Origin of the sequence: uncultured Bacteroides sp., from assembly GCF_937912035.1 — a bacterium.
In the GTDB taxonomy this organism is placed as follows: Bacteria; Bacteroidota; Bacteroidia; order Bacteroidales; family Bacteroidaceae; genus Phocaeicola.
In genome coordinates this window covers 1-14,631 of sequence record NZ_CALDPF010000026.1, presented here as the reverse complement: position 1 = coordinate 14,631, position 14,631 = coordinate 1, and the positions used below count along the sequence as shown (strand labels likewise).

At 37.9% G+C, this 14,631-nt stretch carries 12 protein-coding genes; 10 read left to right on the top strand and 2 right to left on the bottom strand.

The window, feature by feature from the left end:
- From Q0486_RS04715 to Q0486_RS04680, 8 genes are all read left to right on the top strand, one after another.
- Entirely contained in the window at nt 1-1,020 is a 1,020-nt protein-coding gene (locus Q0486_RS04715; RefSeq protein WP_299230703.1) for an electron transfer flavoprotein subunit alpha/FixB family protein, read from the top strand.
- Nucleotides 1,020-2,726: an acyl-CoA dehydrogenase family protein gene (locus tag Q0486_RS04710; RefSeq protein WP_204394268.1), complete on the top strand. Its 1,707-nt coding sequence runs from the start codon at nt 1,020-1,022 to the stop codon at nt 2,724-2,726. The genes Q0486_RS04715 and Q0486_RS04710 overlap by 1 nt, the downstream gene beginning before the upstream one ends.
- Nucleotides 2,727-2,840: 114 nt before the next feature.
- Entirely contained in the window at nt 2,841-3,242 is a 402-nt protein-coding gene (locus tag Q0486_RS04705) for an FKBP-type peptidyl-prolyl cis-trans isomerase (protein ID WP_299230700.1), read from the top strand.
- 190 nt (nt 3,243-3,432) lie between these two features.
- Nucleotides 3,433-4,521, top strand: a complete 1,089-nt coding sequence (locus tag Q0486_RS04700; protein WP_299230735.1) for a glycoside hydrolase family 88 protein — start codon at nt 3,433-3,435, stop codon at nt 4,519-4,521.
- Nucleotides 4,522-4,682: 161 nt separating this feature from the next.
- A complete protein-coding gene (locus Q0486_RS04695) occupies nt 4,683-7,367 on the top strand; it encodes a heparinase II/III family protein (protein ID WP_299230698.1) in 2,685 nt (894 codons plus the stop codon).
- 14 nt (nt 7,368-7,381) lie between these two features.
- Entirely contained in the window at nt 7,382-9,553 is a 2,172-nt protein-coding gene (locus tag Q0486_RS04690) for a polysaccharide lyase family 8 super-sandwich domain-containing protein (RefSeq protein WP_299230695.1), read from the top strand.
- Nucleotides 9,554-9,633: 80 nt separating this feature from the next.
- Nucleotides 9,634-11,778, top strand: a complete 2,145-nt coding sequence (locus tag Q0486_RS04685; protein ID WP_299230693.1) for a polysaccharide lyase family 8 super-sandwich domain-containing protein — start codon at nt 9,634-9,636, stop codon at nt 11,776-11,778.
- Between the two features lie 46 nt (nt 11,779-11,824).
- The gene (locus Q0486_RS04680) at nt 11,825-12,235 is read left to right on the top strand and encodes a cupin domain-containing protein (protein ID WP_363317981.1); all 411 of its coding nucleotides are present in this window, start codon (nt 11,825-11,827) and stop codon (nt 12,233-12,235) included.
- Between the two features lie 375 nt (nt 12,236-12,610).
- On the opposite strand, the gene Q0486_RS04675 is transcribed toward Q0486_RS04680, so the two are convergent.
- Nucleotides 12,611-12,994: a hypothetical protein gene (locus Q0486_RS04675; RefSeq protein WP_299230691.1), complete on the bottom strand. Its 384-nt coding sequence runs from the start codon at nt 12,992-12,994 to the stop codon at nt 12,611-12,613.
- A gap of 11 nt (nt 12,995-13,005) precedes the next feature.
- On the bottom strand, nt 13,006-13,557 hold the full coding sequence (locus Q0486_RS04670) for an RNA polymerase sigma factor (RefSeq protein ID WP_299230689.1): 552 nt from the start codon (nt 13,555-13,557) through the stop codon (nt 13,006-13,008).
- 133 nt (nt 13,558-13,690) lie between these two features.
- Here Q0486_RS04670 and Q0486_RS04665 point away from each other — a divergent pair, with 133 nt between their 5' ends.
- On the top strand, nt 13,691-14,083 hold the full coding sequence (locus tag Q0486_RS04665; protein ID WP_299230687.1) for a DUF6249 domain-containing protein: 393 nt from the start codon (nt 13,691-13,693) through the stop codon (nt 14,081-14,083).
- Between the two features lie 93 nt (nt 14,084-14,176).
- The gene (locus Q0486_RS04660; protein ID WP_299230685.1) at nt 14,177-14,362 is read left to right on the top strand and encodes a type II toxin-antitoxin system HicB family antitoxin; all 186 of its coding nucleotides are present in this window, start codon (nt 14,177-14,179) and stop codon (nt 14,360-14,362) included.
- The last annotated feature ends 269 nt before the right edge of the window (nt 14,363-14,631 follow it).

Here is a 14,631-nt window from a genome sequence, read left to right as displayed (position 1 = left end):
ATGAATAATGTATTTGTATATTGTGAGATGGAAGGCAGCCATGTTGCCGATGTAAGTCTCGAACTTTTGACTAAAGGTCGTAAGTTAGCCAATGAGTTGGGATGCCAGCTTGAAGCTATTTGTGCCGGAAGCGACCTTACTGATTTAGAAAAACAAGTTTTGCCGTATGGAGTTGACCGTGTTCACGTGTTCGATGCTCCGGGGCTGTTCCCTTATACTTCTCTTCCTCATTCATCTATTCTCGTAAATCTTTTCAAGCAGGAAAAACCACAGATCTGCCTTATGGGTGCTACCGTTATCGGTCGTGACCTTGGTCCTCGTGTCTCTTCTGCATTGACAAGTGGTTTGACTGCCGATTGTACTCAGTTGGAAATAGGTAGTCATGAGGATAAGAAGGCAGGTATTACATACGAAAATCTGCTTTATCAGATTCGTCCTGCTTTCGGTGGTAACATTGTTGCTACTATCATTAATCCTGAACACCGTCCTCAGATGGCTACAGTACGTGAGGGTGTGATGAAGAAAGAAATTCTTGATGAAAACTATCAGGGTGAAGTGATTCGTCATGACGTGGCTAAGTTTGTTCCTGAAACAGACTATGTAGTGAAAGTTATCGACCGCCACGTAGAAAAAGCCAAACATAATCTGAAAGGTGCTCCTATCGTTATCGCCGGTGGTTACGGTATGGGCTCTAAGGAAGGTTTCGACATGTTGTTCGAACTTGCAAAGGAACTTCATGCAGAAGTTGGTGCGAGCCGTGCCGCTGTAGATGCTGGTTTCTGCGATCATGACCGTCAGATTGGACAGACAGGTGTGACTGTTCATCCTAAATTGTATATCGCATGTGGTATCTCTGGTCAGATTCAGCACATTGCAGGTATGCAGGATGCAGGTATCATCATATCTGTAAACAATGATGAGAATGCTCCTATCAATGCGATTGCAGACTATGTGATTAACGGAACAGTGGAAGAAGTGATTCCGAAAATGATTAAGTATTATAAGAAAAACAGTAAATAATGGCAAACTTTTATACAGAACATCCGGAACTCAAGTTTCACTTGAACAATCCGTTGATGGAGCGTATCTGTCAGTTGAAAGAACGCGATTATAGAGATAAAGAAGAATACGATTATGCACCACAGGACTATGCTGATGCAATCGATTCATATGATAAAGTGCTTGAAATAACAGGCGAAATTACAGGTGAGGTGATTGCTGCCAATGCTGAAGGCGTTGACGAGGAAGGTCCTCACTGTGCAAACGGACGTGTGGAATATGCATCTGGTACAAAAGCTAACCTTGATGCTATGGTTAAAGCCGGACTTAACGGTATGACTATGCCTCGCCGTTACGGTGGTCTTAATTTCCCTATCACTCCATATACTATGTGTGCGGAAATCGTTGCACAGGCTGATGCCGGTTTCGGTAATATCTGGTCTCTTCAGGACTGTATCGAGACTCTTTATGAGTTCGGTAATGAAGACCAGCACAGCCGCTTCATCCCTCGTATCTGTGCAGGTGAAACAATGTCTATGGACTTGACAGAGCCGGATGCAGGTTCCGACCTTCAGAGCGTTATGCTTAAGGCAACATACGATGAGGCTAACAACTGCTGGCGTCTGAATGGTGTTAAGCGTTTCATCACTAATGGTGACGCAAACTTGCACCTTGTACTTGCACGTTCGGAAGAAGGTACACACGACGGTCGTGGTCTTTCTATGTTTATTTATGACAAGAACGACGGTGGGGTAGATGTACGCCGTATAGAAAACAAACTTGGTATCCACGGTTCTCCTACATGCGAGCTTGTTTACAAGAATGCAAAAGCTGAACTTTGCGGTGAACGCAAGTTGGGACTTATCAAGTACGTTATGGCTCTTATGAACGGTGCCCGTCTTGGTATTGCTGCTCAGTCAGTAGGTCTGAGCCAGGCAGCGTACAATGAAGCTTTGGCTTATGCTAAGGATCGTAAGCAGTTCGGTAAGGCTATCATCGAATTCCCTGCTGTATATGATATGCTGGCTACTATCAAAGCTAAACTTGATGCAGGTCGTGCTCTTTTGTATCAGACAGCACGTTATGTGGATATCTATAAGGCTCTTGATGATATTGCACGAGAACGTAAACTTACTCCGGAAGAACGTCAGGAACAGAAGAAGTATGCTAAATTGGCCGACAGCTTCACTCCTCTTGCCAAGGGTATGAACTCTGAATATGCCAATCAGAATGCATACGACTGTATTCAGGTACATGGTGGTTCTGGTTTCATGATGGAATATGCTTGCCAGCGTATTTATCGTGATGCACGTATCACAAGTATCTACGAAGGAACTACTCAGTTACAGACTGTTGCTGCTATCCGTTATGTAACAAACGGCGCTTATGCGGCTACTCTTCATGAGTATGAACTGATTCCTTGCGCTCCTGAATTCGAAGGCTATATGAACAGAATTAAAGACATGACTCGCAAACTTGAGGCTTGTACTAATGCAGTGAAAGAAGCTATGAACCAGGAATTGCTTGATTTCGTTTCACGTCGTCTTTACGAAATGTCTGCAGTGTGCGTAATGAGTCATCTGTTGCTGCAGGATGCTACTAAGGCTCCTGAACTGTTCGCTCAGTCACTTAACGTATATGTTAACTATGCTGAGTCGGAAGTTGAAAAGCATTTCAACTTTATCCGTAAGTTCAGTGCTGAAGAACTTCTGAATTACAGAAAATAATATCTGAAGAATAAATAGTTTTCGGAGGACTTGGTATTGTAAATATCTTGTCCTCCGATTTTTTTTGTTTTTACTTCTCTGTTTATATCTTTGTACAGAATAAAAAACGTATTTATGGCAAAAAAAGAAGAGTACAAGATAAAGAATCAGGAATTTCTGAAGGAAATATCTGCTGAGGAAGGTGTGGTGCAACATCCTTCGGGCATACTTTATAGAGTTATCAACAGTGGAGACGGCAAGGTATCGCCGGTTGATAGAAGTATAGTAACTGTACATTATCGTGGTACGCTTATAAACGGTAGAGAGTTTGATAATTCATGGAAACGTAATTGCCCTGAGGCGTTGAGACTGACTGATGTGATTGACGGTTGGCGTATAGCTTTAAAACAGATGCATGTGGGCGACAGGTGGATGGTGTATATTCCATACAATCTTGGGTATGGAACACGCACTTCAGGGCCTATTCCAGGTTTCTCAACACTTATCTTTGAGATAGAACTACTTGGAATAGCTTAATAATTGGCTATATTGGCTTTTTGTAAATGTGGAAAACTTTATGGCTTAATGTTATTGTGAATTCAAAAATGCTTGTATCTTTGTGAATTATAATTGATAAATATTTCTATCTATGAAAACATTAATTAGAATTTATTGTGCGGCTGTTTGTATGTCCGCAGGAGTATTGACTGCTTATTCATTTAATGACATGAATGGTATTGATTTAACCCAGATATCTGAAACAAAAGGGGAGAAAGTATGGAGTAGGCAGGTTGTTGAAGAATTGGGTAAGAAAGTGGCAGACTGGCAGATAAAGGAATTTCCTAATACCAGACATGGAGCGAAAGATCAGAGAGGATGGGTTGCCGGTGCTTGGTATATGGGATTGTGTGATTGGGCTGAACTCTCCGGAGATTCCACTTATTACAACTGGATGAAGAAGACTTTTTCTGGACAGCGTTGGCAATTGGGGAACCGTATGTATCATGCTGATGATTTTTGTGTAGCGCAGACATACATAGATCTATACAATAAGTTCAAAGATAAAAATATGCTGGAGCCTACGCTGGCCCGTACGGAGTGGTTAGTAGGACATCCTTCTAATGGAAGTGTTGATTTTAGAATTCCTAAATTACGTCAAGAACGCTGGACATGGTGCGATGCTCTGTTTATGGCTCCAGCTGTGTATACTCGTCTTTATAGCTTGACGGAAAACCGAAAATATATGCATTTTATGGATGCTGAGTTTAAGGCTACCTACAATCATCTTTATGATAAAGAGGAGAAAATGTTTTATCGTGATAGCCGTTATTTCGACAAACGTGAAGAAAATGGTAAGAAAGTATTTTGGGGACGTGGTAATGGTTGGGTAATTGCAGGTCTTGCTGAAATATTGAAAACCTTACCTGATGCTGATACTGAATTCAAACCTTTTTATGAAGCATTATTTGTAGAGTTTGCTACACGTTTGGCTGAGCTGCAAGGTAAAGATGGATATTGGCATGCTAGTTTGTTGGATCCGGACAGCTATCCTTCACCAGAAACAAGTTCGACTGGTTTTATTGTTTACGGTTTGGCTTTTGGTATTAACAGTGGTTATTTGTCTGCAAGTAAATTCTTACCTGTTGTTAAAAAAGGCTGGCAGGCATTGACTGATGCTGTAGGCTCTGATGGAAAATTATGTTGGGTACAGCCTATTGGGGCTGATCCTAAGAAAGTGACACGAGAAATGACGGAACTTTATGGACCGGGTGCTTTCCTTATGGCTGCCTGTGAAATTTACAAATTGTGCGATTAGAATTAAAAGCCGTGTCTTTTATAACAAAAATTATTTATAAATGGAGCGTATGCAGATTTGCATGCGCTCTTATATGTGTATAAATGGTGAGTTTATTCATTGTGATAAAATAATAGCGAACGTTATAGTTAAAAATGATTTTTTCTTTTAATATCTAGATTATGAAAAATATATTGTTTCAGGTTAGTATAATATTTTTAGTCCCATTTGTACAGGTAATGGCGGAAAATCATCCGCATATTTTGATTCGTAATGATGAAAAGTCTATTGTCATTGATAAAATAGAGAAAGAAGAATGGGCTAATTCGATTTTTAAGAATCTTAAAGGACACTTGGATGTATATGTAAAACGACATAAGACAGATCCAAATTGGATTCTCGATCGTTATTTGATGAATAGAGTGCCTGGAAAACGTTATACTCATTTTGTAGCTGATCGTGAGGGAACACGTCTTGTTGAATATAAAGGGGATGCACCGGTGCCTACTATTCGTGTATCGTCACATAAACGTGTCCCTATCACTCCAGAAGGTAAACCTTATGTGGCTCCTGAAATTGAGGATATTGTTCCGCAAGATACTTCTATGATAATGAATTTGTTGAATCCATCAACCAAACAGTTTGAGATGGTTGATCCCCAGCAATATGTATCTAAGATAAATGGTGAAATAAATGAATTAGCATACGAGTCAGCTGTTCTCTATTGGATTACTGGCGATAAAGATTATGCCAAATTCGCAGCAGATATCCTAAATCAATGGGTTAATGCAGCCGTTTGGCAATATCCTATTGAAGGACCTGGAAGGGTAGGGTTTCTTAATATTCAGACATTAGGTGATGAGAATTCTAAACCGTTAATCCTGGCGTATGATTTCTTGTTTCCATATTTGAAAGAAAATGGATATTCTTTGGAAAATTATGAGAAGGTGTTCGAACGTATCGCATGGACTTTATCTTTTAGAGGATACGCTACTAATAACTGGTTTGCAGCTGAGAGTTCGACATTGGTAGCTGCCGCTTTATCTTTATCTGATAAATCCAAACGTGATTATTATTTGGATTTTTATTTGAAAAATGATACTGTCTCAAATGGATGCGGACAGTTGTCTTTACCTTCTGCTACTAAAATCTGGTTTACTCCTGATGGACATTGGAAGGAACCGGGCGGATATCATAATTATCCTGTATCTAAATTGATGGAGGCTGCTTTGATGCTGGAAAATAATGGTTATGAAGTGTTTAAAGAATATCCGGTATTATTGAAGGCTGCTTATGTAATGCTGAAATATTCTTTTCCTGATATGACTGTTTCTGCTTTTGGTGATACCGGGCGTCCGATGCAAAGTATGGAATGCCTTGAAATAGCCATTAAAATGGCGCGGAAATATGCTTTGCCTGTTTTGCCTGAACTTGAGAATGCTGCTTGTCTGTTTAAATCTCGTGTCGGATATGATCGTTCTAAAACAGGAATAACAGGATTACTTTGTTATCTACCTCAACTGCCTGAAGGTGAATCTTCTTCAAATAATTTATGGAAACGTGCAGAGAAACTGGATTTTGCTTCTTGTTATTTGCAAAGAAATGGTATGGATGTTAAAAATGGTCTTATGTTTGTAGTACAAGGGGCATCATATAATCATAATCATTCTAATGGGATGAGTATGGAATTGTATGGAAATGGTACTGTTATGGGTATTGATCCAGGTAATGGGCCTACATACGAACATCCATTGCATGTAAATTATTATACTCAGTGGGGAGCACATAATACTGTTGTTGCAGGAGGAAATTCTTATTCTCTTAAACCTTTTTTAGGTTCTGGAGGGAAAAAGGAAATTGGAGCAATAGAATTATTGTCTATGGAGCCAAAGGTTGGACAGGATGCTTTATCGGATCATATTTCGTATACTTATACAAAGTATTTTGAAGGATTTACAAAAACTAATCAGGAACGTTTGATGTCTATCTTCCGTATAGATGAAAAACATGGTTTTTATGTGGATCTTTATCGCTCAAGCAATTTAGCCTGCAATGATTATTTATATCATAATATCGGTGATAGGGTTGAACTGTATGACTTTTCGGGTAGTGAAATAAAAATGTCTTCTGAAGTGTCATATCCCACAATTGGAAAGGATTATCCTGGTTTTCGCTATTTTAGTTCTGTTCGTACAACAGGTGCGTATAATAAAGGTGTACATGCTGTTTTTTCTGTAGAAAATTTACCGGCAGGTCCTGGCTATATGAATATGTGGATGCCTTCCACATCTGGAGTCAGTTATTATACTGCTTTGGGTCTTGATGCTAAAACAGCCATATCTTCTTATCGTATGAAAAAAGTTCCACTTGTTTCTATTCGTATGGAGGGACCAGCGGATAAGTTCCCATTCATTGCGGTGTATGAACCATCTTCAAAAAAGGATGGTGGTGTAATCACTTCTGTTGAACGTCTGTCTGTTTCTTCTGTTTCAACATCAGCAGCGGTAAGAGTAACAGATAATGATGGAGGAACTTATATTTTTGGAAATTCAACTAAAGGTAAAGCTGAAATAAAAGAAGGTATGGCTTTTATTGGAGATTTGGCTGTATTTGCGGATACTAAAATGAAGAAAGTATTATATGTTGGAAATGGAGAGTTGGTAGAGAATGATGATTTTATTGTAATGTGTAATGAGGGTATGAAAGGTGATATAACATTGGAGTATTCTGATGAAATATTATTGATACGTTCCAATGTTCCGTTTATGATTAAAACTAAGAACAGACGAATTAGAGAAAAATTTAAGCTGGAAGAAGAGATTAGTTTTGATAAACCTGTAAATGAAACTTTTAAACTGAATTTTTGATAAACCTGTATACCATGAAAGTTAAAGTTTTTATTATTCTTTTGTTGATTTCTTTTTTTCGAGTAGCTCAATTGTCTGCAGACGATAGTATAGAGATTTTACGTCGTTTATTTGTAGAGCAGGCGTTGGCTCCTAAGATAGATGTAGAAAAGGTTAATAAAGTTGTTAATTCTTTGAGCTCTGAAGGTGTTTGGCCGGGAATTGATTATAATGATGTTTCCCGTACAGGGTTTCGCCATACCATTCATTTGGATAATTTGTTGCTTATGGCTCGTGCGTATAGGCAGGATAATTCTTCTTTTAAGGGAGACCGATTATTGCGGGAGAAATTTGATTTGGCATTGAAGTATTGGTTGTCACACGATTTCCGTTGTGATAACTGGTGGCATAATGAGATTGGTACTCCTAATTCTTTTATTTCATTATTATTGGTTATGGATGAAAGTCTGACGGAATCACAGAAGGACAGTATGCTTATAATTGCCAGGAGGGCTAACCTCAAAGCATGGGGTGCAAGACCGAGCGGTGACCGTATTAAAATAGCCGGGATGCAAGCAAAAACGGCATTGTTCTGTAGGGATGAATCGGAATTGAAAATGGTGTTGAAAGTTATTGAAGAAGAAATCAAGCAGGTTTCACCTACAGAAAGGGGGATACAGGCTGATTACAGTTTTCATCATCGTACAGATCGTGTTAATAACACATTGTCTTATGGATTGGGATACGTAGATGCTTTTGCTGAGTGGGCTTCAAATGTAAGTGGAACCAGGTTTGCTTTTTCTGATAAGTCTGTAAAAATGGCTATCGATTATTATTTGGACGGAATCTGCAAGCAAATGGTATATGGACGGATAGAGGATCCTGGAATTCAAAACAGGGATGTTACTAGAAAACATGGAAAGTTGGTATTTTCATCTGTCACTCCTGTGAGGCTGATGAAGGTTACAGACTATAGGCGTGAAGAATTGGAGAATGTGGTTCGTGCCAGAGATGGAAAGGATTTTGTTCCTTATTCGTTTGCTAAGTTTTTCTGGCAGAGTGAGCATTTTGTGTTTCAGCGACCAAACTTCTATACGTCTGTTCGTATGTATTCTTCACGAAATAGAAACATGGAAGAACCTTATAATGGAGAAGGACTGAAAAATCATTTTAGGGGTGATGGTACTAATTATTTGTCTTTGACTGGAAATGAATATTTCAATTTAGCTCCTGTATATGATTGGTCTTGTATTCCAGGTGCAACAACTGTCAGATTGCCAGATATGCCTTCTGAAAAGGAGATACAGAAAAAAGGAGAAATGGATTTTGTGGGTGGTGTGACGGATGGAATGTATGGTGCATCGGCATTCGATTTTTCCAGTCCTCATTATCCTTTTTGTGCTAAAAAAAGTTGGTTCTTTTTTGATGATATGTACGTATGCTTGGGTGCCGGTGTTGATTCTGAAACGGACTTTTCAATTGTGACAACTGTAAATCAATGTCGTTTGTCTGGCAAGGTAGTAGCTGGTACATCTGTTGATAAAAAAGTATTGTCTTCTGGAATCTGTTCTTCCGATAATTTTAGCTGGGTTTGGCACAATAGTGTTGGGTATGTTTTCCCTTTTACTCAGAAACTGGAGGTGCAGAATGATTTAGTGAAAGGAAGCTGGAGTAGTGTTAATCGTCAGACCAGTTCCTCCAAGGCTCTTGTTACGGATTCTATTTTTAAGTTGTTAATAGAACATGGAAAACGTCCTAATGGAGGGAAATATGCTTATTATGTGATTCCAGGTATTGATATAAATGGAATTTCTAGATATATGAAAAATTCTCCTGTGCGTATTATGTCAAATACTATACATCTACAGGCTGTAGAGCATCTGGAGAGCGGTATTATATATGCTGTATGTTATGAAGCCTGCAAACTTAATTTGGGTAATGGCTGTAAAATTGATATAGATACTCCAGGCATGTATATGTTCCGTTTTAATCCGAAAAGAAAAATGTTGTCATTCTCTGTGTCAGATCCAACAAGAAAATTGTCTGCTATGAATTTTTCCATAAAAGGGAATTATATTCCTGCAGATAAATTTATGCTATCTTCTTGTAAGTACGATGCATTGTCTGATTTAACCAAGTTTTCTGTACAACTGCCTGAAGCAGAAAATGCCGGGAAAAGTGTAGTGGTTAAGATGAAAGGAATGTAATATTTTCTTATTCAGGATGTTATATTATTATGGGCTATTTTTATTATTAATATTTATAATTAAATAAGTAATTTGTGTTTATGAAAATCAAGACAAACTTTTTAATAGCATATTTGTTTTTGGGAGCATCGTTTAATCTGTATTCTCAATCAAATTATAGTGAGATTGAAACAATTAAACGGAACTTTAAAGATATTTATATTGATTCAGATTCAGATTCACCTTTAATGAAGGAACTGTCTCTGTATCAGCCAGGCTTTGTAATTTCAGATAGAGTGGTTATGGAATTGCAGCAGCGTGTACCATTCGATAAGGAGCGTATAGATGGATATATAAAGAATATTCGTATGGATGGTTCGTGGTCTGATATAAATTATAAGGATAAGAAGCGCTCTGGGTGGGAACCACGTTTACATCCTGAAAGGATCCTTGAGATGGTGAAGGCTTTTGTTAATCCTGATGTGGAATATTTCAAATCGTCTGTGCTTGAGAAGACTATACATAGTGCAATGGATTATTGGTTCAAAGCCGGATTGAAATGTTCCAACTGGTATTATAATCAGATCGGTGTTCCACGTACAATGGGAACGGCGTTTATCCTTTTTGATGATTATCTTACAACTGCCGAACGCAAAAATGCCGTAAAAGTGATGGAAAATTCCAAGTTCGGTATGACAGGACAGAACAAAGTATGGCTGGCAGGTAATGTAATGATGAAGGCGGTGCTTAGCGATGACATCAGTTTAGTGAAACAGGCACGCGACACGATAGTGTCCGAGATTGTGAAAGGTGGAGCTGAAGGAATAAAAGAGGATTGGAGTTTCCATCAGCATGGACCTCAGCAGCAGTTCGGCAATTACGGATTAGCTTATATTTATACCATGAGCCTGCTCTCAGGTATATTTGCCGATACGTCAATGGCATTTGATGAGGAACAGTTTGACATCCTTTCAAATCTTATTTCTGAAGGTTATCAGTGGATTATATGGAATGGAAAGATGGATATCAGTGCCATGGGAAGGCAGTTGTTCGATTCAGCTCCTATACATAAGGCTCTAAGCACCGCATTCGCTGCAAATAGTCTTGGCGGTGAGACGGCATCACAGTTTTTAAGCAATTGCTTTTCTTCGAAAAACAATTTCGTCGGACACAAGCATTTTTGGCAGTCGGATTATACCATAACACGTCGTCATGACTGGATGGCTTCACTGAAAATGGCTTCACAGCGTGTGATAGGTGTGGAAGCACTTAATGGTGATAATATGCGTGGATATTATATGGCTGATGGCGCTCTATATATTTATAAAGATGGAACAGAGTATTTGGATATTTTCCCTTTGTGGGATTGGCGTCGATTACCTGGTATTACTGCGTATATGGATGATACACTTGTTCCAATGCCAAGTGGTAAAGAGAAATTTTCCAACAGAAGTAATTTTGTAGGAGGGCTTTCTGATGGCAAGAATGGTATAAGTGCTATGCAGTTGCGCCGTGATAATCTGAAAACTGATAAGTTTTGGCTTTTTGCTGATTCTGCAATAGTTTGTCTTGGTGCCGGAATAACTTCCGACTCTACACTTCAGGTCTGTACATCAGTGGAGCAGTCCTGGCATAAAGATGATATTCTTGTAATGCAGGATGGTAAAAAACTTGATTTTAATTCCAAGACCTCGGTTATTTCGTCCGATTTGCGCGTTTTGCATAACGGGATTGCCTATATATTCCCGAAAGATGGTACAGAATGTTCTATAGAGATAGCAAAAAAGACTGGAAACTGGCACAACATAATGCAGACATATTCCGACAAAAAATCTTCAGGTAGTGTATTTTCAATCTATATAAGTCATGGTGCGGCTCCTGACAATGCTTCATATCAGTATATAATTTTGCCCGAAGCGACAGTTGGAGAGCTGAAGCATTTCAATCCTGAGTCGTACAAAATAATGCGTAATGACAAGGATATACAGGCGGTAATGCACAATGATGTGTGTTGGGTGTCAGTAAAATCACCGTCTGAAATGAAAGTATCGCCTGATACTGAAGTCAACTTCCTGACTCCTGGGCTTTACAGTCTTTCTTTAAAGGATGGAAAGGTGGTTGATGTCATGTTCTCCGACCCTACTTGCCAACTTGACACGGTGTCTTTTCTGATAAATAATGCTAAGAAGTCAATGTCTCTTCCCGAAGGTTTTATGAAGGGCACAAAAGTTAGTATTCAATTATAAACCGATAATAAAAATGATAATGAAGAAAATTTTATTTACAGCCATGATGATAGTGGCTACAGCTGCAGCCGGAACCGTTTATGCAGGTACGGAAAATGTAGAAAAGATGAAAAAAACAAGAAGCGAAACATTCGTTAAAGAGAATGAAACACAGTGGGAAACTATAGGCGATGGTATAGCACGCCAGATTCTTGGTTATGATGGTCATATCATGATGGTCAAGATTAAGACCGAGAAGGCAGGACCTGTAGGAGTGGAGCATGCGCATTATCATCCTCAAGTTACATTTGTTTCAAGTGGTAAGTTTGAGTTTACTATTGGAAATGAGAAGAAAGTTGTTACAGCTGGTGATGGTATGTATATGGAACCTGATGTTCGCCACAGCTGTATATGTATTGAGCCGGGGGTTATCGTAGACTGTTTCTCTCCTATGCGTGAAGACTTTTTGAAGAAATAAACATTGTTTTAAATAAGATGTTTTATAATTTTTGGGGTACACTTCATCTCTTGCAGTGTACCCCAAATTCAAAAACATGATGAAATAAAAATTCAAAGAGTTTATTCCTTTTGCAGAATAAATACTAACAATGCATCTCGATGGTAAAAAAAGAGTGTAAAATAAAGAATCAGGAATTTCTTGAAGAAATATCTGCAGAAGAGGGGGAGTAGCCATTACTTCCGGAATTCTTTATAAAGTTATCAACAGTGGAGGCCGTAAGGTATTGCCTGTTGACAGAAGTATAGTTTTCGTACATTATCGGGGAACGCTTATAAATGGAGGAAGTATTATAACTAATGGAAACGTAACTACCATGAGGCTTGTTTGTAAAAACTATCTTTTTAGTAGGTACCCAAACTTCTTGCGAAGCCAGTAATTAAACCATAATAATAATGGTAAAGTAATTAACATTGGCAGATAGAACAATGTCTCTGATGGTATAGAAATATTTGATAATTTATTTGTTATGTCTGTCAATTTTATGTTTGTATAGTTGAGGATGATTAATATGCATGTTGAAACCATCAATAGTGATGTTATGATGATAGCAATGAGTGTCCGTTTTTCGCGTCTTTTCTCCTGGAGTATGACTTTTTCGTTTATTTTTTCCATCATTTTATAACTAAAGTTGCTCGCCAGACGGAATTGTGGCTGCATACTGATGGCTTTTCTGATACATCTGTCTGTATTCTCGGCCTTGATATTATCTGTATTCATGACTTTTCCCATTATAGTTCCTCCTCTTTCTTCATTAGAATGTATAGTTTTTTTCTTATTCTGTGTAGTTTTACTTTTATAGAACTTTCTTTGGCATTCAGTATTTGCCCTATTTCCTGAATCGTTTTCTCCTGTTCGTAGAATAATGTAATCAATCCTCTTTCGTCAGGTGGAAGCATAGAAAGTGTTTTCTGTAGTCTGTTGATGTTTTCTTCCGATTCGTCGTTCATCGTATCGTCAATTTCTGTATCAGATATTGTGTTCCATATTTTTTCATCGTATACGTTTACTTCGGTTTCTTTTTTTCTGGTAAATGATATGGCTGTATTGTAGGCTATCCTGTAAAGCCATGTAGAGAAACTGCTTTTTGCGTTAAATGATGAAAGATTTTCAAAGCATTTCATGAATGTGTCTTGTGTCAGCTCCTCGGCATCATACTCACACCGAACTATACGGACAATAAGATTGAAAACTTGTTGCCCGTATGTGTCAAGAAAATATGCGAAATCATCTGTCTTTCCTGACAATATTCTTTTTATTATATCTTGCTCGTCATTTTTCATTTGTCTATTTAGACGTAAGAACTACTGTTAGGTTACATCTGATATAATTTTTTATTTTTTAGTGTAACCTTTTTGTTTATCTTTCGTCTAACCTAGCAAAGGAACAAATTTTCAATATTAAAATATCGTATTTATGGAAGAATTAATGATTGTGGCTAATGTAGCCATTGTTTTCGGTACCGTTTATAAATTATTTGAACTTTTTGTTAGAGGAAAAGAACGACAGATGTTGATAGACAAACTTTCTGAAAATTCATTGTCTGAAGGGAAATTTAAAGGATTTATTTCTTCATCTCCGTATTCTGCGCTTCGTATAGGATGTCTTTTATTTGGTTTGGGATTCGGAATGTTGATGGGATATTTTATTATTTATAACTATTTTTCTCAATATTGGATGGATGATGCTAATAGACAAGTTAGAGAAACAGTCTCGATTATATATGGTGCAAGTACTCTGTTTGGAGGTGGTTTAGGAGTTTTAGTGGCATTTGTGATAGAAGTGTTTTGTACCAGAAACTCTAAGTGAATATTTTATTCACATTATCGTAACCTCCTGTTATTCTGATTGTAATATTACTAGATTAACTTTGCAGTGTCTTAAAAAACAGGAGGACTGAATATGAATGAAGTTAATTATGTAATAGAAAGTTTGCCTAATGGTGAGTTTTATGCTTACTTGCTTGATTATAATCAATGCTGTGCGTATGGCGAAACTGAAAATGAAGCAATAGAAAATCTTCGAGATATATCAAATGATTTCTTTAATGAAATAAGTTCTGTTTTTGCTCTTGAAGATATGGCGTAATGATATTATGCTAAATTATTAAATTAATAAAAACACTCTCTTTCTTTCCTGAGGTCGTGTCTGTGTGATACAGGTATGGCCTTTTTGCATATATAGTGTTTTGTATATTAATCAGATTAATGTGTTGGAAGTCAATTATCAAGACATTGTTAGCGTTACACGTTCGTGTTACGCTCGTAACACGTCCGTGTTACACTCGTTACACGCTAGTGTTACGCGCGTTGCACGTCCGTGTCACGCCAAGTTTGTTTTGTCGTTATAAATAATTA

Excerpts from the sequence above, each read along its gene's own strand:
- Q0486_RS04715 (WP_299230703.1), top strand. The coding sequence starts at position 1 with ATGAATAATGTATTTGTATATTGTGAGATGGAAGGCAGCCATGTTGCC.
- Q0486_RS04710 (WP_204394268.1), top strand. The coding sequence starts at position 1,020 with ATGGCAAACTTTTATACAGAACATCCGGAACTCAAGTTTCACTTGAAC.
- Q0486_RS04705 (WP_299230700.1), top strand. The coding sequence starts at position 2,841 with ATGGCAAAAAAAGAAGAGTACAAGATAAAGAATCAGGAATTTCTGAAG.
- Q0486_RS04700 (WP_299230735.1), top strand. The coding sequence starts at position 3,433 with ATGAATGGTATTGATTTAACCCAGATATCTGAAACAAAAGGGGAGAAA.
- Q0486_RS04695 (WP_299230698.1), top strand. The coding sequence starts at position 4,683 with ATGAAAAATATATTGTTTCAGGTTAGTATAATATTTTTAGTCCCATTT.
- Q0486_RS04690 (WP_299230695.1), top strand. The coding sequence starts at position 7,382 with ATGAAAGTTAAAGTTTTTATTATTCTTTTGTTGATTTCTTTTTTTCGA.
- Q0486_RS04685 (WP_299230693.1), top strand. The coding sequence starts at position 9,634 with ATGAAAATCAAGACAAACTTTTTAATAGCATATTTGTTTTTGGGAGCA.
- Q0486_RS04680 (WP_363317981.1), top strand. The coding sequence starts at position 11,825 with ATGATAGTGGCTACAGCTGCAGCCGGAACCGTTTATGCAGGTACGGAA.
- Q0486_RS04675 (WP_299230691.1), bottom strand. The coding sequence starts at position 12,994 with ATGAATACAGATAATATCAAGGCCGAGAATACAGACAGATGTATCAGA.
- Q0486_RS04670 (WP_299230689.1), bottom strand. The coding sequence starts at position 13,557 with ATGAAAAATGACGAGCAAGATATAATAAAAAGAATATTGTCAGGAAAG.
- Q0486_RS04665 (WP_299230687.1), top strand. The coding sequence starts at position 13,691 with ATGGAAGAATTAATGATTGTGGCTAATGTAGCCATTGTTTTCGGTACC.
- Q0486_RS04660 (WP_299230685.1), top strand. The coding sequence starts at position 14,177 with ATGAATGAAGTTAATTATGTAATAGAAAGTTTGCCTAATGGTGAGTTT.